The sequence below is a fragment of the Paenibacillus sp. J22R3 genome (genome assembly GCF_056269305.1).
The window spans coordinates 1-20408 of the sequence record NZ_JBWDNS010000014.1; the positions used below are offsets into that span (position 1 = coordinate 1).

Sequence of the window (20408 nt, forward strand, 5' to 3'; positions counted from 1 at the left end):
CGAAGGAATAACTCCGCTCGACTTGCATGTATTAGGCACGCCGCCAGCGTTCGTCCTGAGCCAGGATCAAACTCTCCATAAAAGTGGTAAGCCCGAAGGCTTGGCCATTTTAAGAAATCGCTTGTTAGCTCATTCAAAAAACTAGCTTTGCGAAACGTTAGTTTCGCCATTTATGACCATTTGACTGGTCGCTCATTGTTCAGTTTTCAAAGAACAAATTCCGTTGTTCATTCGCCCGTGTCTCAGCGGCGACTTGATTAATATATCACACGCTTTATAAACAATGCAAGGGTTTTTTTGATTTTTTTATCCACATGTTCATAACACCTTGAAAAACCGTTGATATCAGCGGTATGTACGCATATTCAGGGCATATCGGGACAGCTCTTTCGGGGAGGCAATACGAGCATACATGCGGAAAATGACCTTATAGCGTTTGGCAATCGCGGTTTTAATATCGCCGTCTAACCGGGAATCGTTCAAATCGAGCAGCATTTCGTCGAGTTCTTTGCGTAGGACGTAGTCGAGTTCTTTACATTCTTTGTCGTTGAACAGAATTCCGAGCATATCCGTTAGTGGCCCCCTTCAAATAATCAGCCGGAAAATATCGGCCAACATGAAGAAACTGCTAATACCGCCTGAAAACGGCACAATTACTTCATATTATCCAAATTTCAGCAAATCGAAACGAATTTTCGCGCTCTGAAATTTAGAAAAAGCGGCGCCTATCGCATGTCACGATAAACGCCGCTTTATTGTTATGCTCAAATAATTGGAAATTTATTACTAACTAAGCAACCAAACTGTTACCGTGCTCTCAATAACTGCCGCAACAATCAACATAAACACAATTAAAACCATCACCGGCAGCGTCCGCATCACGAACAGCTCAAGCTCTTGCCCCCAGCCTTTACGCTTCGTAAAGACTGTTCCAAGCCCCTGCAGCATCATTCTGCCAAACCGCAAACCATATGCACAAGCAATTATGATTGCCGCGATCTCGATGATACCGTGTGGCAGCAGCCCTTTAAACACCATTGTAAATACGGCTTCATTCCCCTGCTCCGCTGTCTTGTGAACCAAGTAACCGAGCAGCATGCCATTAATCGCTAAGAACGCAATGGGTACGATCCCGAACAGCGAACCTACATACATGACCAGTATGGCTTTAATCGCATTATTGAAGAAAATAAACAGCATTAAGAATAAAGTCGGATGAGAGCTCGAATCAATATTTTCCGCAACACCCTTCAGTCCGCTAAGCTGACTGTTGATAAAGGAGTCTAAAGCCGGGTTAGTTGCACCTACCACGATGCCGGCTAGCAGAAAAATCGTGCTGAACGCGATGTAATGCCGCATCGTCTGCAAATGTCGAAGGATTTCTCTTGGCGAAAACATAAGTAGGCGTCACCTCTTTGGGCTGTTTTTGGGATAACACGAATAAGTTGTTGGTACGAGCATAGATTGTACTAGAACAAGCCCTTATTGGAGAGGAGTGCAATTGTAATGAATATGTTTTATGTGATGAATGGACGGAAACTAAAGCGTTACTTTCTAGTCACCGTAGGTATTTTGTTTGCTGCAGGCGTTATTTACGCGGAGAAAGACAACATTACTGTGTTTGCTCCCAATCAGCCTGCGGCCATCTACAGCGTTCCGACAGATAAGAAGGTTATTGCCCTGACGTTTGACATCAGCTGGGGAGATAAACGTACGGAGCCGATCCTTGAAGTATTGAAGGAGAAAGGTGTGAAGAACGTCACTTTCTTCCTCTCATCGCCTTGGAGTCAAACCCACCCCGATATCGTCAAGAAGATCGTCGACGGCGGTTATGAAATCGGCAGTCATGGTCACAAGCATGACAACTACAGCACGTTCAGTGATGAAGAAATTCGCAGCCAGATCGAGACCGCTCAAACGATTTTGACCCAAGTTACCGGTAAGACACCAAGCCTGATCCGTATGCCTAATGGGGATTTTGACAAACGCGTCCTTCGTATTGCCGAGCAAATGAACTACAAAGTCATTCAATGGGATACCGATTCGCTCGACTGGATGAATATTGGCACGGACAAAATCATCAATCGTGTGGTCAGTAAAGCACATCCCGGGGATATCATTCTGATGCATGCCAGCGATTCCGTGAAGCAAACCCATGAAGCACTGCCTGCCATTATCGAACAGCTGCGCTCCAAGGGTTATGAATTTGTGACGGTATCGGAATTAATCGCCCAAACGGAGCTTCAAGGCAAAACGGTACAAGATAAAACAGCGATGTTCGAGCAGCTTGATGCTTCAGCCGAACAATAATAGCAGCTTATACAGCCGGTTTCGCATTTGATGCGGAATCGGTTGTTTGTTGTTTGCGCACCAGTTTGTGCAGCCACAAGATTTGGTAGGCATTACATACGAACATTGGGATGATCATAAATATCATTGCCGTTACATTGCTTTCTTCGCCTCTAAGGCTTGGCCATGCTTCGAGCAGTGTAACTACAACTTGTAGGAACATCGTCGGTATGAATGCATTATTGTTCGTTAGTTTGGCTTTGTAATACGCTACTGCCCATGATGCCAGTCCAAGTCCAATCGGCAGCACCCAGAAAATCCAATTGTTATCGAGCTTCACGCGATCCTGGTAAAGCAAGTAGCCGATGCCGCCAAGTGCAAACAACGTCGTGTACGCCTGAAGTGCGTTCCACATGTAATTTCTGCGGATGACGCTAAGTGCGATGTAATTCAAGGTCATGTAAGCAAAGAAGCCCATTTGACTGAATGCGCCGAAAAGCAGACCGACAAGTGCCATCATGGCTGCATTAAAGCCTGCAGCCGAAAGGCCCATGAAGCCAAATGAAGCATCGGTCCATTGCATGATACTTCCGACAACAATGGTCACAACACCGCCAACGGCCATCGTACTCCAAAATAAGAAAAACAATTTGCGCAAGTTCACTATTTTCCACTCCTACAGGTTTGTTGAGATTGATGAATTCGGTATGTTTCAGGCGTTAATCGCCAGCGTTTCCGAATATGCCGAAACTATCCTTCATTTTACCATGTCCCATACAAAAAGCCATGCCGCTTCCATGATAATACGATGAACATTGTCGCATACTAAACACACCAACAGTTGCTTTTTCAGAAGGGAGACACTGACAGCATGGTTAAACGAATTACATGGCTTGGTGCCCTCATTGTCCTGACTTTCAGCCTGTCAAGCTGCGGTACGCAGCAATCCAGCGCATCGAGTGAGCCCATCAGCTATAAAGACATGAAGTCTATGGTAATTGACATACTCAAAACCGAAGACGCGCAAAAAGCGCTCCAGGAATCGGCTTCCGCCACAAGCGGCAACAACGGCTCCAGCCTCCGTTCATTGTCCGTGCAGGATCAAGAGCAGGTTCGACTGGCAGTTAAGGAAACGTTGGTCGCGCCGGAGTACAGCAAGGTAATTGAGAAGTTGATGACCGATCCTCGTTTTGCAGGAGAATTCGCGAAAGCCGTAAATAAGCAAAATAAGCAAATTCATAAGGATTTGCTGAAGGACCCTACGTACCAGAAGGATCTCATTCAAGTGATGAAGAGTCCGGAAATGGATAAAATGATTCTTGAAGTGCTGCAAAGCACCCAATACCGGAAACAAACCATGTCGCTCATGCAGGAATCGATGCAAAATCCTCTGTTCCGTCTTGAAATTCTGGATCTGCTCAAGAAGGCTGTTCAAGAGGAGCTTAAGCCTAAGCCGGACGAGAAGGTTACGAAAGAAAAAGAAGGCAGCGATAAAGGCGGCGGTGAGGGCGAAGGTGGCGGCGAAGGAGAAGGCGGCGGTGAAGGTGAAGGCGGCGGCGAAGGTGACAGCGGTATGAGTGATCAAGGCGGTTGATGACTGGATGATTGGATGACTAAAAAGCCGGTATTCTCACACGATTGGGTGTGGAATACCGGCTTTTTGTAAGTGAACGATTAGATTACGCTTCGCATTTCGCAATGACGCGGTCGGCGATGTCTAGGTAAATGCGGCCATTGTCCGTATCGGCTTTGTATACCGATGGTGCGAAATCCGGCTCGGACGGATGGTTGTCCGGCGCGCCAAGCGGGATTTGGGCGAGCAGTTCGGCATTCAGCGATTCAGCCAGCCTTGCGCCGCCTCCGCGTCCGAATACATATTCATGCTCTCCATCCTTGCTTATAAAGTAGGACATGTTCTCGACGATACCGATAATTTCATGTTCGGTCTTAATGGCCATCGCCCCTGCGCGTGCAGCAACAAACGCAGCTGTCGCGTGCGGCGTCGTGACGATGATTTCTTTACTTTGCGGAATCAACTGATGCACATCAAGCGCAACGTCGCCTGTTCCCGGCGGCAGATCAAGCAGCAAGTAATCCAGCTCGCCCCACTCGATCTCCGCGAAGAAATTGCGGAGCATCTTACCCAGCATCGGCCCACGCCATACGATTGGCGCATTGTCTTCTACGAAGAAGCCCATCGACATGACGCGTACGCCGAATTTCTCGATCGGGATAACGCGCTCATTCACGATCTGCGGACGATCCTCGATGCCCATCATATCGGGCACGCTAAAGCCGTAAATGTCCGCGTCGATGATCCCGACGCGTTTGCCCTTGCGGGCTAAGGCGACCGCGAGATTGACGGTCACCGTGGATTTGCCGACGCCGCCCTTGCCGCTGGCGACGGCGATGAACTGCACTCCGCTGCTGCTGCTCAGCAGCGGATGTGCCTCCAGCCCGGCCCCGTGGCCACGTACGGGGGCGGAGGCTGCAGCCTGCGGCTGCGCTGCCGCGGGCGCGGGCTTCGCTGCCGCAGGAGCGCCTTCGCCGGTGCGAAACCGGAAGTGCGCGGTTTCGGCCCCGGCGGCGGCAAGCGCTGCTCGCAGCGCAGCCTCGAGCGCGCGTTCAGCGCTCGCGCTTGCCCCAAGGACCGTCATGGATACGTGACGGTCCTCCTTAACCATCACATCGCGGAAGGTAATCGCACCTTCCGCCATATATGGGGCCGCCGCAGACTCAGCGGCCGCTAAAGCTTCTATGCGGGTCAACATGTTTATCCGTCTCCTCTTGTTCTTGAATGAATGCATATAACAACGTGTAAGTATGTACTCGCTCCATTATAACAAGACCAAGACCCTGTTCCAAGCCGCGCTTATTGGGGATCATTCGGTTCCGTGCTTGAAGCTGCTCCCCATTTCTCACCGGCAGTAAAGCGAAGAACACCTTGATAGATGGAAGCCGCAACCTTCTTCTGGTACTCGGCATCTGCAAGCCGTGCTGCCTCTCCCGGGTTGGATAAGAAACCGACTTCTACTAAGGCGCTCGGTACTTCATCCATAGCCTTAAGCAGATAAACCGTGTTTACAGTAGCAGCCACTCGCTCGGTATTCGCCAGATTGCGCCGAATTTCATCTTGGATCAGAGAGGCAAGAACCGCATTCTCCGGCAGATTCGGATAAAAGAACGTCTGTGCACCTGACCAACGCGGGGACGGGATACTGTTCATATGAATGCTGAGCAACATAGCAGCGTTCTTATCTTTTACAAATTTGGCGCGGTTCACTAAGTCCTGTGTCTTACGCTTGCTTATCTTCGACGTGCCTTCCTCAGCCAGATCGTAATCCCCTTCTCGTGTCATAACCACGATCGCGCCGGCTTGCTGCAAATAATCCCTCAGTTGCAAAGCGATGGCCAAATTCAAATCCTTCTCCACCATCCCTTGCTTGCTGACCGCTCCGCCATCAACGCCGCCGTGACCTGCATCTATGGCGATCACCTTACCGGATAAAGGCAGTGTCCAATACGTCCAGGTGCGTGTGGCAGGCACCTCCTGCGTGAGCAGAATCACAGTTAGTATGACCGCCACCACGCCAAGGGAAATGCGAACAGCACCGCGATACGTGATCCAGATGACGAAACGTTTCCGAACTCCGCGCATACAAAAGCCACCCCAATCTCCATCCGATGATCGTGCACAGGAGTCTGTCCTGTACTCTTTATCATCCTATGGGACGAGGTGGCTTGTTATGCTTTGAACAGCAGCCTATTAATTAACCGGCTGTTCAGACATGCCTTCAATAAGAATTTTGGCGACTTCCGGACGCGAGAATTCCGGCGGCGGGCAAACGCCATCACGCAGCAATGCGCGAACTTTCGTTCCCGATAACGTCAGATGACTCTCTTTGTCATGCGGGCAAGTTTTGCTCGATGCCATATTGCCGCATTTCGTGCAGAAGAAGCTGTGTTCGAAATAAAGTGGAATGATGCCAAGTTCATCTGCTGTAAAGGAACGTAGCAGATCCTGAGCTTCATACGTACCGTAGTAGTCGCCTACACCAGCGTGGTCACGGCCAACGATGAAGTGTGTGCAGCCGTAGTTTTTGCGAACCATAGCATGGAAGATCGCTTCACGAGGACCCGCATAACGCATAGCTGCAGGGAATACGCCAAGGAATGTCCGATCAGCGGGATAGTAGTTCTCAAGCAATGCGATGTAGCTCTTCATCCGAACATTTGCAGGTACATCATCCGATTTGGTTTCGCCTACAAGGGGGTTCAGGAACAACGCATCTACGATTTCCATTGCACACTTCTGAATGTACTCATGTGCACGGTGAACCGGGTTACGCGTTTGGAAGCCGACAATTGTACGCCAGCCTTTCTCCGCGAAGATCCGTCTAGTCTCAGAAGGATCAAAATAGAACTCATTGAACTTCTCAGGCACCGGACGGTTAAGAACCGTAATCGGTCCGCCAACATACGTATTAGGACGGCTGTAGGTTTTGGCAACACCAGGGTGCTCGATGTCATCTGTCTTATACACATTTAATGCCTCATGCTTCTGATCAACGCTGTAGATGCTTTCGATATCAATAACGCCATAAACAATACCGTCTTCGCCTACAAGTGCTGCACGCTGGCCTGTAGAGAGCTCAGAAGCTTTCGCCTCTTCTACTGCCAGTGTAATTGGAATGCTCCATACCGTGCCGTCTGCAAGGCGCATACGTTCAACTACCGAGCGATAGTCAGCTTCATTCAAGAAACCGGTAAGCGGCGAGAATGCACCGACTCCGATCAGATCCAAATCCGATACTGCCCATGTGTTAACAATGATGACCGGTAATGCTGCCGCTTCTGCCAGCAGCGCATCGCGCTCAGCTCCGCTTGCGACTCGGTTGATGAGTACGCCGCCATGTGGCTTAATGCTGCTCATGCTCTGAAAGCCCCCTCTTATTTATGCAATCCGCATTCTGTTTTTTCCTGACCCGACCAACGGCCTGCACGTGGATCCTCACCAGGCATTACCTGACGCGTGCAGTGCTCACATCCGATACTCGGATAGTGATTGTCGTGAAGCGGATTGTAGTACACATTGTTCGTGCGGATATAATCCCAAACATCTTCAGAAGTCCAGTTCGCAATTGGATTGAATTTCACTAATCCGAACTTTGTATCGTATTCAATCTTCTTCGCGTTCGCACGTGTAGGAGCTTGGTCACGGCGAATACCTGTAATCCACGCTTCATATTTGGATAGAATTTGCGTCAAAGGCTGTACTTTACGGATATCACAGCATTGGTTCGCAGCGCTCTTCCAAAGCTCTTCACCAAATTGAGCAGCTTGCTCTTCGGGAGTGATCATAGGCTTCACTTCAACAAAGTTAAGGTTGTAGATATCCGCCATTTTGTCGCGTGTTTCGTAGGTTTCTTTAAAGTGGAAGTCCGTATCCAGATAGAAAATATCCGTTTTCGGGCTGATTTTTTGCAGCATATCGACAAGTACGACATCTTCCGCGCCAAAGCTGCAGGCAAAGGTAATGTTCGGGAAAGTTTCTACCGCGAATTTAATAATCTCCTGCGGTGATGCTGTTTCCAATTCATCCGCTTTTTGCTTGATCAGTGCTTCCTTTTCAAACAAGTTCATGGTGATGACCTCCATATTCAAATTCCTAGTAAACTAATCTACATTAAATTATACGTCGATTGTTCCATTTGTTCAATATTTTTAAATGATATCCGGAATATGAAAAAAATGCCTTCTCTGCAAGCAGAGAAGGCATTTCCGTAAGTCGATATTAACGTTTGGAGAATTGTGGCGCGCGACGTGCTGCTTTAAGACCGTATTTTTTACGCTCTTTCATACGTGGGTCACGAGTCAAGAATCCTGCACGCTTCAAAGCTGGACGGAATTCCGGATCTGCTTTAAGCAGAGCACGGGAGATACCGTGACGGATAGCGCCGGCTTGACCGGAGATACCGCCGCCGTGTGCGATAACCAAGATATCGTATTTGCCTGCAGTCTCAGTAAGAGCAAGCGGTTGTTTAACGATCAGCTTCAGTGTTTCCAGACCGAAGTAATCATTCAAGTCACGTTTGTTAATAATGATTCGTCCTTCACCCGGCACGAGACGTACACGTGCTACAGAGTGTTTACGACGACCGGTTCCATAGTATTGAACTTGTGCCATGAAACTGTCCTCCCTCTATTTACCCGCGAAGTTCGTAAACTTCTGGATTTTGTGCTTGATGTGGATGTTCTGGTCCGGCATAAACTTTGAGCTTCATCTTCATTTTATCGCCAAGACGATTTTTTGGAAGCATGCCGTAGATAGCTTGCTCCAATACTAGCTCTGGTTTGTTCTTGATCATGTCCTGAGCCGGAGTTACTTTAAGTCCGCCTTGGTACATGGAGTGACGGTAGTACATTTTGTTTTGAAGTTTTTTACCAGTAAGGTGAATTTTCTCCGCGTTGATGACAACTACAAAGTCACCAGTATCAACGTGTGGAGTAAAAGTCGGTTTGTGCTTGCCGCGGATCAGGCTAGCAGCTTCGCTCGCTAAGCGACCAAGCGTTTTGCCTTCTGCGTCAATGACAAACCATTTGCGATCAACTTCGCTGGACTTTGCCATATAGGTAATGCGCATGGATGTTCCTCCTTGTTCATTCAAACATTGGTTCTAATTTATAATGTTACGGTACGTTAGAGATGAATGGTGGATCGACCAAAGGTCTACTCTAAGCCATCATCTGTAACCGGCTCGATTCCATTCAAAAATGCTATTGTTGGTTGGCGATCTCAGTCGGGGCTGTGGGAGAGCCACTAAGAAAGCACAAGTTATATTCTACAACATAGGATTAACAAGTGCAAGCTATTTGTTTAGGCATTATGCCCTCAGAGTACTGGTAATACTCGTCAATCGTCGTAGGAAACTTCCCAAAGCATCAGACCGTGAGCCATCGCTGTCGGACCGGCTGCAGTCCGGTCCTTCGCAACAAGGATACGCTCAAAATCAGATACGGTCAGCTTCCCTTCACCTACCCATAGTAAGGTGCCCACAATGATTCTCACCATATTATAGAGAAAGCCATCACCAGTCACAAATAGATCCAATTTCCCTTCACCTTGTTCGATTCTTGCCTCTAGGATCGTTCGCACATGTGTACGCTTCGTAGAACGCTGCGATGCAAAGGAAGTGAAATCATGCTTGCCAACCAATTTGGACAACGCTTCCCTCATCTCGGGCAAGCGAAGAGGCATGGGATAATGGAACCGGTAATCCCGTTCGAATACATCTGCAAACTTATTGGTGTCGATGGAGTAGCGATACGTTTTCCGTTTCGCGCTGTAGCTTGAATGAAAATCAAGCGGTACTTCATCGGCCTTTAAGATGGCGATGTCAACCGGCAATCGAGAGTTCAAGGCGAGCGCCCAGCGTCCGATCGGAATTGGCGAGGAGGTGATGAAATTAAACACCTGTCCCCTCGCATGCACACCTGCATCCGTTCTACCGGATGCCACGATATTCACTTTCTCACCAGTCAACACATGAATCGCTTGCACAAGCACGTCCTGCACCGTATTTCCGATGGGCTGCGTTTGAAAGCCATGATAATGCGTGCCTACATAGCTGACAACCATCCGTATGTTCTTCATCCCATATAGTCCCCCTTATGAACGGTATCAAGGGCAACAAAAAAAGGTGGCCGCAAGGTCCACCCTTTCCGAAAGAAACTTTCGCGGGCGCAAATATATGACGCCAGCCGTTTCTTCTTGCTACGCGCGATCCACCAGTTCCAAGTAAACCATAGGTGCCGCGTCACCGCGACGTGGTCCTAGTTTCAAAATACGCGTATATCCGCCCGGACGTTCCGAGTAACGGGTAGCCAGTTCGGAGAACAATTTTTGAATTGCATCTTGTTCACCAGCTACCAAAGACTCACGGCGAACGAAAGCTGCAACTTGACGACGAGCGTGCAGATCTCCACGTTTTGCAAGTGTGATTAGCTTCTCAGCGATTGGACGAAGCTCTTTTGCTTTCGCCTCAGTCGTTTGAATGCGCTCATACAAGAACAAGTCTGTAACGAGGTCACGGAACAATGCTTTCCGGGAGCTAGCGTCACGGCTCAATTTTGAATATGCCATCGATTTTCCCCTCCTTAAAACAGTCTATCGACCTTTAGTCTACGCTGCTTTTTATTCTTCCATGCGGAGGCCAAGACCCAGTTCTTCGAGCTTTTCTTGAACTTCTTCCAAAGACTTGCGTCCGAGGTTACGGACTTTCATCATGTCTTCTTCTGTTTTCGTGATCAGCTCTTGGACGGTGTTGATACCTGCACGTTTCAGACAGTTATAAGAACGTACCGAGAGATCGAGCTCTTCGATCGTCATCTCAAGTACTTTCTCTTTCTTGTCTTCTTCTTTTTCAACCATGATCTCAGCGTCTTTCGCTTCGTCAGTCAAACCAACGAACAGATCCAGATGCTCAGTCAAAATTTTGGCGCCGAGGCTTACAGCCTCTTCCGGACGAATGCTTCCGTCGGTCCAAACTTCAAGTGTGAGCTTATCGTAGTTAGTCACTTGACCAACGCGAGTGTTCTCAACCGAGTAGTTTACACGAGTAATCGGTGTGTAGATGGAATCAACAGGAATGACGCCAATTGGTTGGTCTTCCCGTTTATTCCGATCTGCTTGCACATAACCGCGTCCGCGATTAGCAAATACCCGCATGTGGAGCCGTGCACCGGAGGCCAGCGTCGCGATATGAAGATCAGGGCTTAAAATCTCGACATCGCTGTCTGCGCGAATATCGCCAGCCGTAACGTTGCCATCGCCTTCCGCATCAATCTCCAATACCTTCTCTTCGTCGGAATGGATTTTCAGCGAGAGGCCTTTGAGATTCAGGATGATTTCGGTAACGTCCTCCATCACACCTGGAACCGTAGAGAACTCGTGAAGTACACCATCGATTTGAACAGAGGTTACCGCTGCACCAGGCAGCGACGACAACAGGATTCGGCGAAGCGAATTCCCGAGCGTTGCTCCGTAGCCACGTTCAAGCGGTTCAACAACGAACCTTCCGTACGTGCCATCCTCGTTTAGTTCTACGGTTTCGATTTTCGGCTTTTCGATCTCAATCACAATAGTACCCTCCCTCAAAACGTCGCTCCGTTACCATTATCGCATAAGTAGTCAAATCATGTAGTATGGCAAACCTTCACAACCATTATTCACAAGTTGTAGTCATTTGATACCACAAATATTGACTATACGCGACGACGTTTTGGCGGGCGGCATCCGTTGTGCGGAACTGGAGTAACGTCTTTAATAAGGTTTACTTCCAGACCTGCTGCTTGTAGCGAACGAATCGCTGCTTCACGGCCTGCGCCAGGACCTTTAACCATTACTTCGACAGTTTTCATGCCGTGTTCCATTGCCGCTTTTGCTGCAGATTCAGCAGCCATTTGAGCTGCGAACGGCGTGCTCTTACGGGAACCTTTAAAGCCGAGGTTACCCGAGCTTGCCCAAGAAATCGCGTTTCCGTGCGGATCAGTAATCGTAACGATCGTATTATTGAATGTCGAGCGGATATGCGCTACGCCAGTATCAATATTTTTACGGTCACGACGTTTCGTACGAACCACTTTTTTTGGTTTAGCCATTTCGGTTATCCCTCCTTCTTATTTCTTCTTGTTCGCTACAGTCCGGCGAGGACCTTTACGCGTACGAGCATTTGTTTTCGTCCGTTGACCACGAACCGGAAGACCACGACGGTGACGAACACCGCGATAGCAGCCGATCTCGATCAGACGTTTGATGTTAAGCGAAATTTCACGACGAAGGTCGCCTTCTACTTTAACCGTTTTATCGATTGTTTCGCGAAGTTGGCTGACTTCATCTTCTGTCAGATCACGAACGCGTGTATTTTCGCTAATACCGGTTGTGCTAAGAATTTTATTGGCAGTCGTTCTGCCAATACCGAAGATGTATGTCAGAGCGATGACAACGCGTTTATCACGCGGTAAGTCTACACCAGAAATACGTGCCATGTATCGTTATCCCTCCTTATCCTTGTTTTTGTTTGTGTTTCGGATTTTCACAAATCACCATAACATTGCCTTTGCGGCGAATGACTTTACATTTCTCGCAAATCGGCTTGACCGATGGTCTAACCTTCATTGTGATTACCTCCCGAATTCTTTCGTCGGCAGGCCTTTAAGGCCTACTTCCGATAGGTAATGCGTCCTCTAGATAAATCATAAGGCGACAATTGAATGACTACTTTATCTCCTGTCAGAATGCGGATAAAATGCATTCTCAGTTTGCCCGATACGTGGGCGAGAATCTGGTGTCCATTCTCAAGTTCAACCTTGAACATGGCGTTAGGTAGTGGTTCGATGACCGTACCTTCGACTTCAATGACGTCTTCTTTGGCCATAGTCATTCTCCTTTCCCTTGCACAGCCTTCTGAATAGCATAACGCAGTTTAGCGTTAGTAACACGGCCGGTTTCCCGCATGCTGTCAGCCACTTCATGACTGACGACCGGTTGCATCAGAAGATGCAGTACGTTCTTCTTCTTCGATTGATCGAAGCGCCGCTTGTCTCCGTCAGCTACAAGGACGAAACGTTCATCCAGAACCTGAATGATGACGGCGTATGAGCCTCCGTCTTTTCCTTTAAGGACCTTAACTATACGGCCGATCTCCGGCATATGTTCCAATGCACTCAACCTGCCTGCTCCCTGGATAGGGTTAAGATTTCGCAGCCATCCTCTGTGACGGCAACCGTGTGCTCGAAGTGAGCGCATCGGCTGTTATCCTGTGTAACGACTGTCCAATTATCCTCCAGCGTACGCACATATCGCTCACCGATGTTGACCATCGGTTCTATCGCCAGCACCATTCCTGGTTTTAGACGAGGTCCGCGATCGGGTAATCCGAAATTCGGAATTTGCGGTTCTTCGTGCAAATCTGCACCAATGCCATGCCCCACAAAATCTCGAACAACAGAAAAACCAGCAGCTTCAATCACTTGTTGAATCGCATGCGAGATGGTGAACAAACGAACATCCGATTTCACGAGCGCGAGTCCTGCATAAAGCGATTGTTCTGTAATGTCGAGCAGTCGCTGGGACTCTTCACTAATACTGCCTACACCGTAGGTCCAAGCGGAATCGCCATGGTAGCCTTTATACTGTGCGCCAATATCTATGCTGATGATGTCGCCATCATGCAACTTACGTGATCCTGGAATACCGTGTACCAGCTCATTGTTTACAGAAGCGCAGATACTGGCAGGAAATTGATTGTACCCTTTAAAAGAAGGTATTGCGTCCTGACTGCGAATGTACGACTCAGCAATATCGTCCAATTCTTTGGTCGTAATGCCGGGACGAATAGCTTGTTTGAGCAAGCGATGCGTCTCCGATACAATTCGGCCAGCTATTCTCATTACTTGCAATTCCGATTCGGATTTGCAAATGATCATTCTGCTGTTCCCCGCAGGCAGCTAACGATGTCAGCTGTAACTTCGTCGATTTCTTTCTCGCCGTCTACTTCGCACAAAACGGCTTTACTTGTGTAGTACTCAAGTAATGGAGCTGTTTTGGAGATATATTCGTCGAGACGCGTGCCTACTTTTGCTTCCGTATCGTCTGACCGCTGGTACAGCTCGCCGCCGCATTTATCACAAACGCCTTCTTGCTTCGGCGGGTTGAACATAACATGGTAAGTGGAGCCGCATGCTTTACAAATGCGACGACCGGTCAGACGCGCAAGCAGTAGACCGCGGTCAACCTTCAAGTTAACAACATGATCGATACTGCGTCCCATTTCAGCCAACATCCCGTCCAGCGCCTCAGCTTGTTGCAGTGTGCGAGGAAATCCATCCAGCAGGAAGCCGCCATTACAATCCTCAAGTTGGAGACGTTCACGAACGATGCCGTTCGTAATTTCATCCGGGACAAGAAGTCCTTGATCCACGAATTCTTTAGCCTTCAGACCAAGAGGTGTGCCTTGCTTCATTGCTAAACGGAAAGCATCGCCAGTGGAAATGTGCGGGACACTGAAAGTGTCCACGATACGTTCCGCCTGTGTGCCTTTGCCGGCGCCCGGAGGGCCCATGAATAAGATGTTCATTAGCGTGTTCCTCGCTTTAAACATAATAGGCTCGGCCGGGTCCCGCCACACAACTAGATGCGCGGAAGCCCGCTTGCGAACCTATTGTTATTTATTGATAAACCCTTTGTAGTGGCGCTTGATCAATTGCGTCTCGATTTGCTTCATCGTATCCAGTGCAACACCGATTACGATTAGCAGCGAGGTTCCGCCTAGCTTCACATCACGAGGCAAATCAGCGAGCGTGCCGAAGAGTACCGGCAAGATCGAGATGAGCGATAGGAAGATCGCTCCGCTGAGTGTGATCCGCGACATGACGCGCGTAATGTAGGAAGATGTCGGCTTACCAGGACGAATGCCCGGGATGTAACCACCATTTTTCTTCATTTGATCGGCCATCTGCACCGGATTGATTTGCACAAACGTGTAGAAGAACGTGAAAGCGATAATCAGAATTACGTACAACACCATGCCTAGCGGCTTGTCGTAGTACATATGAGTTTGAACCCATGATGCCCATGCATGCGTCGACCAGAAGTTCGCGATCGTAACCGGGAACATCAGAAGCGATACTGCAAAGATAACCGGGATAACACCTGCACCGTTAACTTTCAGCGGAATGTGGGTAGATTGCCCACCGTACATTTTCCGTCCAACAACGCGCTTAGCGTATTGTACCGGAATCTTACGAATACCTTGTTGTACAAAGATAACGCCGACGATAATTGCGATAATCGCAATTACAATCACTACTACCTTGATAATGCTAAGGAAGATGTTGCTTGCATCAACAAACTCCGCTGTGTAGATCGAACGAATGTGAGAAGGAATTGCTGCTACGATACCGGCAAAAATCAAGACCGAGATCCCGTTGCCGATGCCTCTCTCTGTAATCTGCTCACCGAGCCACATGAGGAAGGCTGTTCCCGCCGTTAGAATTATCGCAATCATAATATAATCCGTAACCGTTGCACCAGGAATCATATCGTACTGATATTGCCGGTTAAAACCAATTGCAGTACCAAAACCTTGGACTAAACCAAGAACAATCGTACCGTAACGAGTAATCTGAGCAAGTTTACGTTTACCGTTCTCGCCCTCCTTCGCCCATTCAGCGAATTTAGGGATAACGTCCATCGACAGAAGCTGTACGATGATCGATGAGGTAATGTAAGGCATGATCCCGATCGCGAAGATCGAGAACTGGAACAGTGCCCCACCGGAAAACGTATTAAGCAAACCAAACAATTCAGAACCGGCCTGATCAGTTTGTGTAAATACATCTTTATTGACACCAGGAACCGGTATAAAGGAACCGATCCGGTAAACCAACAAGATGAACAACGTGAACAGGATCCGCTTGCGAAGGTCTTCCACTTTCCAAATGTTGGACACGGTCTTGAACAATTAGATCACCTCGGTTTTACCGCCGGCAGCCTGGATTTTCTCTACCGCAGATTGAGAGAACTTGCTTGCTTTTACCGTAAGCTGAACAGTGATTTCGCCATTACCCAAGATCTTGATTCCGCTCTGTGGGTTTTTAACGATACCTTGCTCAAGCAGAAGCTCAGGTGTTACCTCTGTGCCAGCTGCAAAGCTGTTCAACTCATCGATGTTCACAATCGCATACTCTTTACGGAACGGGTTGTTGAAGCCGCGTTTAGGCAAGCGACGGTACAATGGGTTTTGTCCGCCCTCGAACCCTGGGCGAACGCCACCACCGGAACGAGCATTTTGACCTTTGTGACCACGACCGGCTGTCTTACCGTTGCCGCTACCGATACCACGGCCTTTACGGAAGCCCTCTTTACGAGAACCCGGTGCTGGTGAAAGTTCATGCAATTTCATCGTACGTTGCACCTCCTTAATGTTTTACGCTGCTTTCTGTACGAGTTTGCTTCATCAGCAAAACTCGTCTTTGAAAGCATACTTTTGATGCGGTATATCGTTTACGCCATTAAAGACGATTTAAGCTTGTACTTCTTCCACTTTAACCAAGTGGCTGACATGAGTAATCATGCCACGGATAGCCGGGCTGTCGCTGTGGACAACCGATTGACGAATCTTGCGAAGACCAAGCGTAGCAACAGTCGCACGCTGCTTCTCGTTACGACCGATCAGGCTGCGAACGAGGGTGATTTGCAATTTTGCCATCGTATTCTCCTCCTTAGCCCAAAAGCTCTTTCACGGTTTTGCCACGAAGTTTAGCAACGTCCTCGGCACGTTTCAGACGGGAAAGTCCTTCTAGTGTCGCGTTAACCATATTCATGGAGTTTGAAGAACCAAGCGATTTGGTTAGAATGTCGCCAACACCTGCAAGCTCAAGAACGGCACGAACCGGTCCGCCTGCAATTACTCCAGTACCTTCAGATGCTGGTTTAAGCAATACGCGGCCAGCGCCGAAGTGTCCGAGAACTAGATGTGGGATTGTTGTTTTCACAAGTGGTACATGGATCAGGTTTTTCTTAGCATCTTCGATACCTTTGCGGATTGCATCCGGTACCTCGCCAGCTTTACCGATCCCTGCGCCAACATATCCTTTACCGTCACCTACAACTACCAGTGCGCTAAAGCTGAAACGGCGTCCGCCTTTTACTACTTTCGCTACACGGTTGATTTGAACTACTTTTTCAGTTAGTTCTAACGTATTTGGATCGATACGCAAGTCGACTTACCTCCTTCATAAGTATTATCGATTAAAACTCAAGTCCTGCTTCGCGAGCTGCATCAGCCAGTGCTTGAATTCTTCCATGGTACAAGTAACCGCCGCGGTCGAAAACCACTTGCTCTACGCCTTTCGCTTTAGCGCGAGAAGCGATAACTTCGCCGATTTTACGAGCAGCCTCGATGTTACCACCATTGCTGAATTGTTCTGCGATTTCTTTATCAAGCGTGGACGCTGAAGCGACCGTTACGCCTAGAACATCATCAATCAATTGTGCATAGATGTGTTTGGAGGAACGGAATACAGAGAGACGCGGACGCTGCGTAGTTCCGTTGATTTTCTTACGCACACGCAGGTGACGTTTGAGACGTGCTTTGTTTTTATCGCCTTTTGTAATCATTCGTTGTACACTCCTTTCCTTGTGCTTATGAAGCTATCCGATTAAGCAACGCTAAGCGTCTGCTTATTTCTTCTTACCAGCTTTACCTTCTTTACGAAGGATACGCTCGCCTTCATACTTGATACCTTTACCTTTATACGGTTCAGGCTCACGTACGGAGCGAATTTTCGCAGCAGTTGCACCAACGAGTTCCTTATCGATGCCTCTAACAGTGATTTTCGTGTTCGATGGAACATCGAACTCGATTCCGCTCTCAGGAGTGATTTCAACTGGATGCGAGTAACCTACGTTAAGTACGATTTTCTCGCCAGTTTTGTTTGCACGGTAACCAACGCCTACTAGCTCAAGGTTTTTTGCAAAACCTTCAGTTACACCACTAACCATGTTAGCGATGACGCTGCGAGTTGTACCGTGTAGGGAACGATGCAATTTATTGTCAGAAGGACGCTCTACAGTAATTACGCTGTCTGCTACAACCACTTTCATATCCTTGTGGATTTCGCGGCTCAGTGTACCTTTAGGTCCTTTAACAGTGATCAAGCTGTTGTCCAAGTCGATGTTTACGCCACCTGGAACTTGGATCGGTTTACGGCCAATACGAGACATTGTTACACCTCCAATCGTTGTGACAGTTAATTACCAAACGTAGCAGACGACTTCGCCGCCGGATTTAACTTGGCGTGCTTCTTTATCAGTCATAATTCCTTGGGACGTGGAAATGATTGCCATTCCCAGGCCGCCCAATACGCGAGGCACTTCAGTGCTTTTCGTGTAAACGCGTAGACCCGGTTTGCTGATACGTTTCAGCCCCGTAATTACACGCTCTTGGTTCGGGCCGTATTTAAGGAAAATACGGATCATCCCTTGTTTGTTATCTTCAATATACTCGGCATCGCGGATAAAGCCCTCGCGTTTCAAAATTTCAGCGATTTGCTTCTTTACTTTCGAAGCAGGCATTTCTACGGTCTCATGACGCACAACGTTTGCGTTGCGAATGCGTGTAAGCATATCTGCGATCGGATCAGACATAACCATTGTGTAAACCTCCTTCCCGAACTAGGCTGATTACCAGCTTGCTTTTTTAACGCCAGGAATCTGGCCTTTGTATGCTAATTCACGGAAACAAATCCGGCAAATTTTAAACTTTTGCAAAACGGAATGCGGACGGCCGCAACGTTCGCAGCGTGTGTAAGCCTGCACTTTGAATTTAGGAGCACGTTGCTGCTTAACCTTCATCGAAGTTTTTGCCACTTGGTATTACACCTCCTGTGGATTACTTCGTAAACGGCATGCCCATTTGGGTCAGCAGTTCACGAGCTTCTTCGTCCGATTTTGCCGTCGTGACGATGACGACGTCCATACCGCGTACTTTGTCAACTTTATCATACTCGATCTCAGGGAAGATCAATTGCTCTTTCAAACCCAGAGTGTAGTTACCACGGCCATCAAACGCTTTGTTTGATACGCCGCGGAAATCGCGTACGCGTGGAAGTGTGACATTGAACAGTTTATCAAGGAAATAGTACATACGCTCACCGCGTAGTGTTACTTTAACCCCGATCGGCATGTTCTCGCGAAGTTTGAAACCAGCGATCGATTTCTTGGAGCGAGTTACTACAGGCTTTTGACCAGAGATCAAACGCATGTCTTCAACAGCAACATCGAGAACTTTAGAGTTGGAAACAGCCTCACCAACACCCATGTTGATTACAACTTTCTCGATCTTAGGCACTTGCATTACTGTTGTATAGTTGAACTTCTGCATAAGAGCAGGAGTGATTTCATTCAGGAAACGATCTTTCATTCTTGCTGCCATGTAACGTGGACCTCCTTTCCGTATCGGTCAATTAATCAATTACCTCGCCGGATTTTTTAGCGATCCGGACTTTTTTGCCGTTATCAAGCACTTTATATCCGATCCGAGTTACTTTACCGCTCTTAGGATCGATGTGCATAACGTTGGAAACGTGAATCGCCGCTTCTTGCTCGATAATGCCGCCTTGCGGATTAGCTTGCGAAGGACGAGCATGTTTCTTCACCATATTGACGCCTTCAATGAGTACGCGGTTTTGACGCGGATACGCAGCAATAACGCGGCCTTTTTTGCCTTTGTCTTTGCCCGTAATGACCATTACCGTGTCATCTTTCTTCACGTGCAATTTATTGTTATGGGATTCTAACACTTTCTTCAACCGTGGCATGAGTTACACCTCCTGCGTGCTTGCGCGGAATGCGCAAAGTACTTTTTAGATAACTTCCGGAGCAAGCGATACGATTTTCATGAAGTCGCGGTCGCGAAGTTCACGAGCAACTGGTCCAAAAATACGTGTGCCGCGCGGGCTTTTGTCTTCTTTTACGATAACCGCTGCATTCTCATCAAATGCGATGTATGAACCGTCTTTACGGCGAACCGCACGTTTCGTACGTACGATAACCGCTTTAACTACATCACCCTTTTTGACAACGCCACCGGGTGTTGCTTGTTTGACGGAGCAGACGATCAAATCGCCGATATGGCCAACACGACGTCCAGTACCACCGAGCACACGAATGCACATCAGTTCTTTAGCGCCGGAGTTGTCAGCGACAGCTAAACGTGTAAATGGTTGAATCATTTCAACGTCCTCCTTTCGGGAAAATGCTTACTAAGAAGCATTTCTTACAAAATAACAGCAGCTTCAACGATTTCGACTAAACGGAACCGTTTGTCTTTCGATAGCGGGCGAGTTTCCATGACTTTAACGATATCACCGATCTTAGCTTGGTTGTTCTCGTCGTGCGCCTTGAATTTTCTCGTGTATTTAATACGTTTGTGGTACAGGTCGTGTTTTTTGTAAGTTTCAATGGCAACAACGATTGTTTTGTCCATTTTATCACTCACGACTTTACCTACTTGAACTTTGCGGGCATTACGTTCGCTCATGTTCATCCTCCTTCC

Annotated in this window: 33 protein-coding genes and 1 rRNA gene; 2 read left to right on the forward strand and 32 right to left on the reverse strand. The window is 48.1% G+C overall.

Annotation, left to right across the window (positions count from 1 at the left end; all coding sequences use genetic code 11):
• The 3 genes from AC0YN4_RS30615 to AC0YN4_RS30625 form a co-directional block, all read right to left on the reverse strand.
• Positions 1-82: ribosomal RNA gene (locus AC0YN4_RS30615) — 16S ribosomal RNA — on the reverse strand; the annotation flags it as partial.
• Positions 83-345: 263 nt separating this feature from the next.
• A complete protein-coding gene (locus AC0YN4_RS30620) occupies positions 346-567 on the reverse strand; it encodes a hypothetical protein (RefSeq protein WP_090986273.1) in 222 nt (73 codons plus the stop codon).
• 219 nt (positions 568-786) lie between these two features.
• A complete protein-coding gene (locus AC0YN4_RS30625) occupies positions 787-1398 on the reverse strand; it encodes a stage II sporulation protein M (protein WP_475784648.1) in 612 nt (203 codons plus the stop codon).
• Positions 1399-1506: 108 nt separating this feature from the next.
• Here AC0YN4_RS30625 and pdaB point away from each other — a divergent pair, with 108 nt between their 5' ends.
• Positions 1507-2310 carry a polysaccharide deacetylase family sporulation protein PdaB gene (gene pdaB / locus AC0YN4_RS30630; protein ID WP_090986276.1) on the forward strand — a complete coding sequence of 268 codons (804 nt, stop codon included), beginning with the start codon at positions 1507-1509 and terminating at the stop codon, positions 2308-2310.
• 7 nt (positions 2311-2317) lie between these two features.
• Here the strand turns inward: pdaB and AC0YN4_RS30635 are convergent, their stop codons facing one another.
• Positions 2318-2953: a KinB-signaling pathway activation protein gene (locus tag AC0YN4_RS30635; RefSeq protein ID WP_475837559.1), complete on the reverse strand. Its 636-nt coding sequence runs from the start codon at positions 2951-2953 to the stop codon at positions 2318-2320.
• A gap of 207 nt (positions 2954-3160) precedes the next feature.
• Here AC0YN4_RS30635 and gerD point away from each other — a divergent pair, with 207 nt between their 5' ends.
• Positions 3161-3883: a spore germination lipoprotein GerD gene (gerD, locus tag AC0YN4_RS30640; RefSeq protein WP_475784650.1), complete on the forward strand. Its 723-nt coding sequence runs from the start codon at positions 3161-3163 to the stop codon at positions 3881-3883.
• An 85-nt stretch (positions 3884-3968) separates the two neighbouring features.
• Here gerD and AC0YN4_RS30645 read toward each other — a convergent pair whose 3' ends face one another.
• The 28 genes from AC0YN4_RS30645 to rpsQ form a co-directional block, all read right to left on the reverse strand.
• Positions 3969-5060 (reverse strand): P-loop NTPase, encoded by a 1092-nt coding sequence (locus AC0YN4_RS30645; RefSeq protein WP_475784651.1) that lies wholly within the window; start codon positions 5058-5060, stop codon positions 3969-3971.
• 101 nt (positions 5061-5161) lie between these two features.
• A complete protein-coding gene (gene cwlD, locus AC0YN4_RS30650) occupies positions 5162-5947 on the reverse strand; it encodes an N-acetylmuramoyl-L-alanine amidase CwlD (protein ID WP_475784652.1) in 786 nt (261 codons plus the stop codon).
• 108 nt (positions 5948-6055) lie between these two features.
• Positions 6056-7222 (reverse strand): sulfate adenylyltransferase, encoded by a 1167-nt coding sequence (sat, locus tag AC0YN4_RS30655; protein WP_475784653.1) that lies wholly within the window; start codon positions 7220-7222, stop codon positions 6056-6058.
• 17 nt (positions 7223-7239) lie between these two features.
• Positions 7240-7932 carry a phosphoadenylyl-sulfate reductase gene (locus tag AC0YN4_RS30660; protein WP_475784654.1) on the reverse strand — a complete coding sequence of 231 codons (693 nt, stop codon included), beginning with the start codon at positions 7930-7932 and terminating at the stop codon, positions 7240-7242.
• A gap of 151 nt (positions 7933-8083) precedes the next feature.
• Complete coding sequence (rpsI, locus tag AC0YN4_RS30665) at positions 8084-8476, reverse strand: 30S ribosomal protein S9 (protein ID WP_308636566.1); 393 nt, start codon at positions 8474-8476, stop codon at positions 8084-8086.
• A gap of 19 nt (positions 8477-8495) precedes the next feature.
• Positions 8496-8933: a 50S ribosomal protein L13 gene (gene rplM / locus AC0YN4_RS30670; RefSeq protein ID WP_090986290.1), complete on the reverse strand. Its 438-nt coding sequence runs from the start codon at positions 8931-8933 to the stop codon at positions 8496-8498.
• 269 nt (positions 8934-9202) lie between these two features.
• Positions 9203-9943, reverse strand: a complete 741-nt coding sequence (gene truA / locus AC0YN4_RS30675) for a tRNA pseudouridine(38-40) synthase TruA (RefSeq protein WP_475837560.1) — start codon at positions 9941-9943, stop codon at positions 9203-9205.
• A 120-nt stretch (positions 9944-10063) separates the two neighbouring features.
• Positions 10064-10432, reverse strand: a complete 369-nt coding sequence (gene rplQ, locus AC0YN4_RS30680) for a 50S ribosomal protein L17 (protein ID WP_090583277.1) — start codon at positions 10430-10432, stop codon at positions 10064-10066.
• Between the two features lie 51 nt (positions 10433-10483).
• Positions 10484-11428 (reverse strand): DNA-directed RNA polymerase subunit alpha, encoded by a 945-nt coding sequence (locus AC0YN4_RS30685; protein ID WP_090986294.1) that lies wholly within the window; start codon positions 11426-11428, stop codon positions 10484-10486.
• Between the two features lie 125 nt (positions 11429-11553).
• Positions 11554-11949 (reverse strand): 30S ribosomal protein S11, encoded by a 396-nt coding sequence (rpsK, locus tag AC0YN4_RS30690; protein WP_090986296.1) that lies wholly within the window; start codon positions 11947-11949, stop codon positions 11554-11556.
• Positions 11950-11967: 18 nt separating this feature from the next.
• On the reverse strand, positions 11968-12336 hold the full coding sequence (gene rpsM, locus AC0YN4_RS30695; RefSeq protein ID WP_475784656.1) for a 30S ribosomal protein S13: 369 nt from the start codon (positions 12334-12336) through the stop codon (positions 11968-11970).
• A 16-nt stretch (positions 12337-12352) separates the two neighbouring features.
• Positions 12353-12466, reverse strand: coding sequence for a 50S ribosomal protein L36 (gene rpmJ / locus AC0YN4_RS30700; protein WP_003333770.1), 114 nt, complete (start codon positions 12464-12466; stop codon positions 12353-12355).
• A gap of 43 nt (positions 12467-12509) precedes the next feature.
• Positions 12510-12725 carry a translation initiation factor IF-1 gene (gene infA / locus AC0YN4_RS30705; protein WP_015847200.1) on the reverse strand — a complete coding sequence of 72 codons (216 nt, stop codon included), beginning with the start codon at positions 12723-12725 and terminating at the stop codon, positions 12510-12512.
• A 2-nt stretch (positions 12726-12727) separates the two neighbouring features.
• Positions 12728-13000: a KOW domain-containing RNA-binding protein gene (locus AC0YN4_RS30710; protein WP_090986392.1), complete on the reverse strand. Its 273-nt coding sequence runs from the start codon at positions 12998-13000 to the stop codon at positions 12728-12730.
• A 14-nt stretch (positions 13001-13014) separates the two neighbouring features.
• Complete coding sequence (map, locus tag AC0YN4_RS30715; protein WP_475837561.1) at positions 13015-13776, reverse strand: type I methionyl aminopeptidase; 762 nt, start codon at positions 13774-13776, stop codon at positions 13015-13017.
• A complete protein-coding gene (locus AC0YN4_RS30720) occupies positions 13773-14426 on the reverse strand; it encodes an adenylate kinase (RefSeq protein WP_090986302.1) in 654 nt (217 codons plus the stop codon). The genes map and AC0YN4_RS30720 overlap by 4 nt, the downstream gene beginning before the upstream one ends.
• Positions 14427-14513: 87 nt before the next feature.
• Positions 14514-15812: a preprotein translocase subunit SecY gene (secY, locus tag AC0YN4_RS30725; protein WP_475837562.1), complete on the reverse strand. Its 1299-nt coding sequence runs from the start codon at positions 15810-15812 to the stop codon at positions 14514-14516.
• Positions 15813-16253 carry a 50S ribosomal protein L15 gene (rplO, locus tag AC0YN4_RS30730; protein WP_090986306.1) on the reverse strand — a complete coding sequence of 147 codons (441 nt, stop codon included), beginning with the start codon at positions 16251-16253 and terminating at the stop codon, positions 15813-15815.
• Positions 16254-16373: 120 nt separating this feature from the next.
• Positions 16374-16559, reverse strand: a complete 186-nt coding sequence (gene rpmD / locus AC0YN4_RS30735) for a 50S ribosomal protein L30 (RefSeq protein ID WP_090986308.1) — start codon at positions 16557-16559, stop codon at positions 16374-16376.
• Between the two features lie 13 nt (positions 16560-16572).
• Positions 16573-17070 carry a 30S ribosomal protein S5 gene (gene rpsE / locus AC0YN4_RS30740; RefSeq protein ID WP_475784659.1) on the reverse strand — a complete coding sequence of 166 codons (498 nt, stop codon included), beginning with the start codon at positions 17068-17070 and terminating at the stop codon, positions 16573-16575.
• A 31-nt stretch (positions 17071-17101) separates the two neighbouring features.
• Positions 17102-17470, reverse strand: coding sequence for a 50S ribosomal protein L18 (rplR, locus tag AC0YN4_RS30745; protein ID WP_475784660.1), 369 nt, complete (start codon positions 17468-17470; stop codon positions 17102-17104).
• A gap of 63 nt (positions 17471-17533) precedes the next feature.
• A complete protein-coding gene (gene rplF / locus AC0YN4_RS30750; RefSeq protein WP_090986312.1) occupies positions 17534-18076 on the reverse strand; it encodes a 50S ribosomal protein L6 in 543 nt (180 codons plus the stop codon).
• 30 nt (positions 18077-18106) lie between these two features.
• Positions 18107-18505, reverse strand: a complete 399-nt coding sequence (gene rpsH / locus AC0YN4_RS30755; protein ID WP_090986314.1) for a 30S ribosomal protein S8 — start codon at positions 18503-18505, stop codon at positions 18107-18109.
• A 30-nt stretch (positions 18506-18535) separates the two neighbouring features.
• Entirely contained in the window at positions 18536-18721 is a 186-nt protein-coding gene (locus AC0YN4_RS30760; RefSeq protein ID WP_090583249.1) for a type Z 30S ribosomal protein S14, read from the reverse strand.
• A 22-nt stretch (positions 18722-18743) separates the two neighbouring features.
• Entirely contained in the window at positions 18744-19286 is a 543-nt protein-coding gene (gene rplE, locus AC0YN4_RS30765) for a 50S ribosomal protein L5 (protein WP_090986316.1), read from the reverse strand.
• A 31-nt stretch (positions 19287-19317) separates the two neighbouring features.
• Positions 19318-19671, reverse strand: coding sequence for a 50S ribosomal protein L24 (gene rplX, locus AC0YN4_RS30770; protein WP_090986318.1), 354 nt, complete (start codon positions 19669-19671; stop codon positions 19318-19320).
• A 45-nt stretch (positions 19672-19716) separates the two neighbouring features.
• Entirely contained in the window at positions 19717-20085 is a 369-nt protein-coding gene (rplN, locus tag AC0YN4_RS30775; protein WP_090583243.1) for a 50S ribosomal protein L14, read from the reverse strand.
• Positions 20086-20129: 44 nt separating this feature from the next.
• Positions 20130-20393, reverse strand: coding sequence for a 30S ribosomal protein S17 (gene rpsQ / locus AC0YN4_RS30780; protein ID WP_090986321.1), 264 nt, complete (start codon positions 20391-20393; stop codon positions 20130-20132).
• Between the last annotated feature and the right edge of the window lie 15 nt (positions 20394-20408).

What these genes read in the sequence shown, in the direction of transcription:
- AC0YN4_RS30620 (WP_090986273.1), bottom strand. Translation starts at nt 567, where the DNA reads ATGCTCGGAATTCTGTTCAACGACAAAGAATGTAAAGAACTCGACTAC.
- AC0YN4_RS30625 (WP_475784648.1), bottom strand. Translation starts at nt 1,398, where the DNA reads ATGTTTTCGCCAAGAGAAATCCTTCGACATTTGCAGACGATGCGGCAT.
- pdaB (WP_090986276.1), top strand. Translation starts at nt 1,507, where the DNA reads ATGAATATGTTTTATGTGATGAATGGACGGAAACTAAAGCGTTACTTT.
- gerD (WP_475784650.1), top strand. Translation starts at nt 3,161, where the DNA reads ATGGTTAAACGAATTACATGGCTTGGTGCCCTCATTGTCCTGACTTTC.
- AC0YN4_RS30645 (WP_475784651.1), bottom strand. Translation starts at nt 5,060, where the DNA reads ATGTTGACCCGCATAGAAGCTTTAGCGGCCGCTGAGTCTGCGGCGGCC.
- cwlD (WP_475784652.1), bottom strand. Translation starts at nt 5,947, where the DNA reads ATGCGCGGAGTTCGGAAACGTTTCGTCATCTGGATCACGTATCGCGGT.
- sat (WP_475784653.1), bottom strand. Translation starts at nt 7,222, where the DNA reads ATGAGCAGCATTAAGCCACATGGCGGCGTACTCATCAACCGAGTCGCA.
- AC0YN4_RS30660 (WP_475784654.1), bottom strand. Translation starts at nt 7,932, where the DNA reads ATGAACTTGTTTGAAAAGGAAGCACTGATCAAGCAAAAAGCGGATGAA.
- rpsI (WP_308636566.1), bottom strand. Translation starts at nt 8,476, where the DNA reads ATGGCACAAGTTCAATACTATGGAACCGGTCGTCGTAAACACTCTGTA.
- rplM (WP_090986290.1), bottom strand. Translation starts at nt 8,933, where the DNA reads ATGCGCATTACCTATATGGCAAAGTCCAGCGAAGTTGATCGCAAATGG.
- truA (WP_475837560.1), bottom strand. Translation starts at nt 9,943, where the DNA reads ATGAAGAACATACGGATGGTTGTCAGCTATGTAGGCACGCATTATCAT.
- rplQ (WP_090583277.1), bottom strand. Translation starts at nt 10,432, where the DNA reads ATGGCATATTCAAAATTGAGCCGTGACGCTAGCTCCCGGAAAGCATTG.
- rpsK (WP_090986296.1), bottom strand. Translation starts at nt 11,949, where the DNA reads ATGGCTAAACCAAAAAAAGTGGTTCGTACGAAACGTCGTGACCGTAAA.
- rpsM (WP_475784656.1), bottom strand. Translation starts at nt 12,336, where the DNA reads ATGGCACGTATTTCTGGTGTAGACTTACCGCGTGATAAACGCGTTGTC.
- rpmJ (WP_003333770.1), bottom strand. Translation starts at nt 12,466, where the DNA reads ATGAAGGTTAGACCATCGGTCAAGCCGATTTGCGAGAAATGTAAAGTC.
- infA (WP_015847200.1), bottom strand. Translation starts at nt 12,725, where the DNA reads ATGGCCAAAGAAGACGTCATTGAAGTCGAAGGTACGGTCATCGAACCA.
- AC0YN4_RS30710 (WP_090986392.1), bottom strand. Translation starts at nt 13,000, where the DNA reads ATGCCGGAGATCGGCCGTATAGTTAAGGTCCTTAAAGGAAAAGACGGA.
- map (WP_475837561.1), bottom strand. Translation starts at nt 13,776, where the DNA reads ATGATCATTTGCAAATCCGAATCGGAATTGCAAGTAATGAGAATAGCT.
- AC0YN4_RS30720 (WP_090986302.1), bottom strand. Translation starts at nt 14,426, where the DNA reads ATGAACATCTTATTCATGGGCCCTCCGGGCGCCGGCAAAGGCACACAG.
- rplO (WP_090986306.1), bottom strand. Translation starts at nt 16,253, where the DNA reads ATGAAATTGCATGAACTTTCACCAGCACCGGGTTCTCGTAAAGAGGGC.
- rpmD (WP_090986308.1), bottom strand. Translation starts at nt 16,559, where the DNA reads ATGGCAAAATTGCAAATCACCCTCGTTCGCAGCCTGATCGGTCGTAAC.
- rplR (WP_475784660.1), bottom strand. Translation starts at nt 17,470, where the DNA reads ATGATTACAAAAGGCGATAAAAACAAAGCACGTCTCAAACGTCACCTG.
- rplF (WP_090986312.1), bottom strand. Translation starts at nt 18,076, where the DNA reads ATGTCTCGTATTGGCCGTAAACCGATCCAAGTTCCAGGTGGCGTAAAC.
- rpsH (WP_090986314.1), bottom strand. Translation starts at nt 18,505, where the DNA reads ATGGTTATGTCTGATCCGATCGCAGATATGCTTACACGCATTCGCAAC.
- rplE (WP_090986316.1), bottom strand. Translation starts at nt 19,286, where the DNA reads ATGGCAGCAAGAATGAAAGATCGTTTCCTGAATGAAATCACTCCTGCT.
- rplX (WP_090986318.1), bottom strand. Translation starts at nt 19,671, where the DNA reads ATGCCACGGTTGAAGAAAGTGTTAGAATCCCATAACAATAAATTGCAC.
- rplN (WP_090583243.1), bottom strand. Translation starts at nt 20,085, where the DNA reads ATGATTCAACCATTTACACGTTTAGCTGTCGCTGACAACTCCGGCGCT.
- rpsQ (WP_090986321.1), bottom strand. Translation starts at nt 20,393, where the DNA reads ATGAGCGAACGTAATGCCCGCAAAGTTCAAGTAGGTAAAGTCGTGAGT.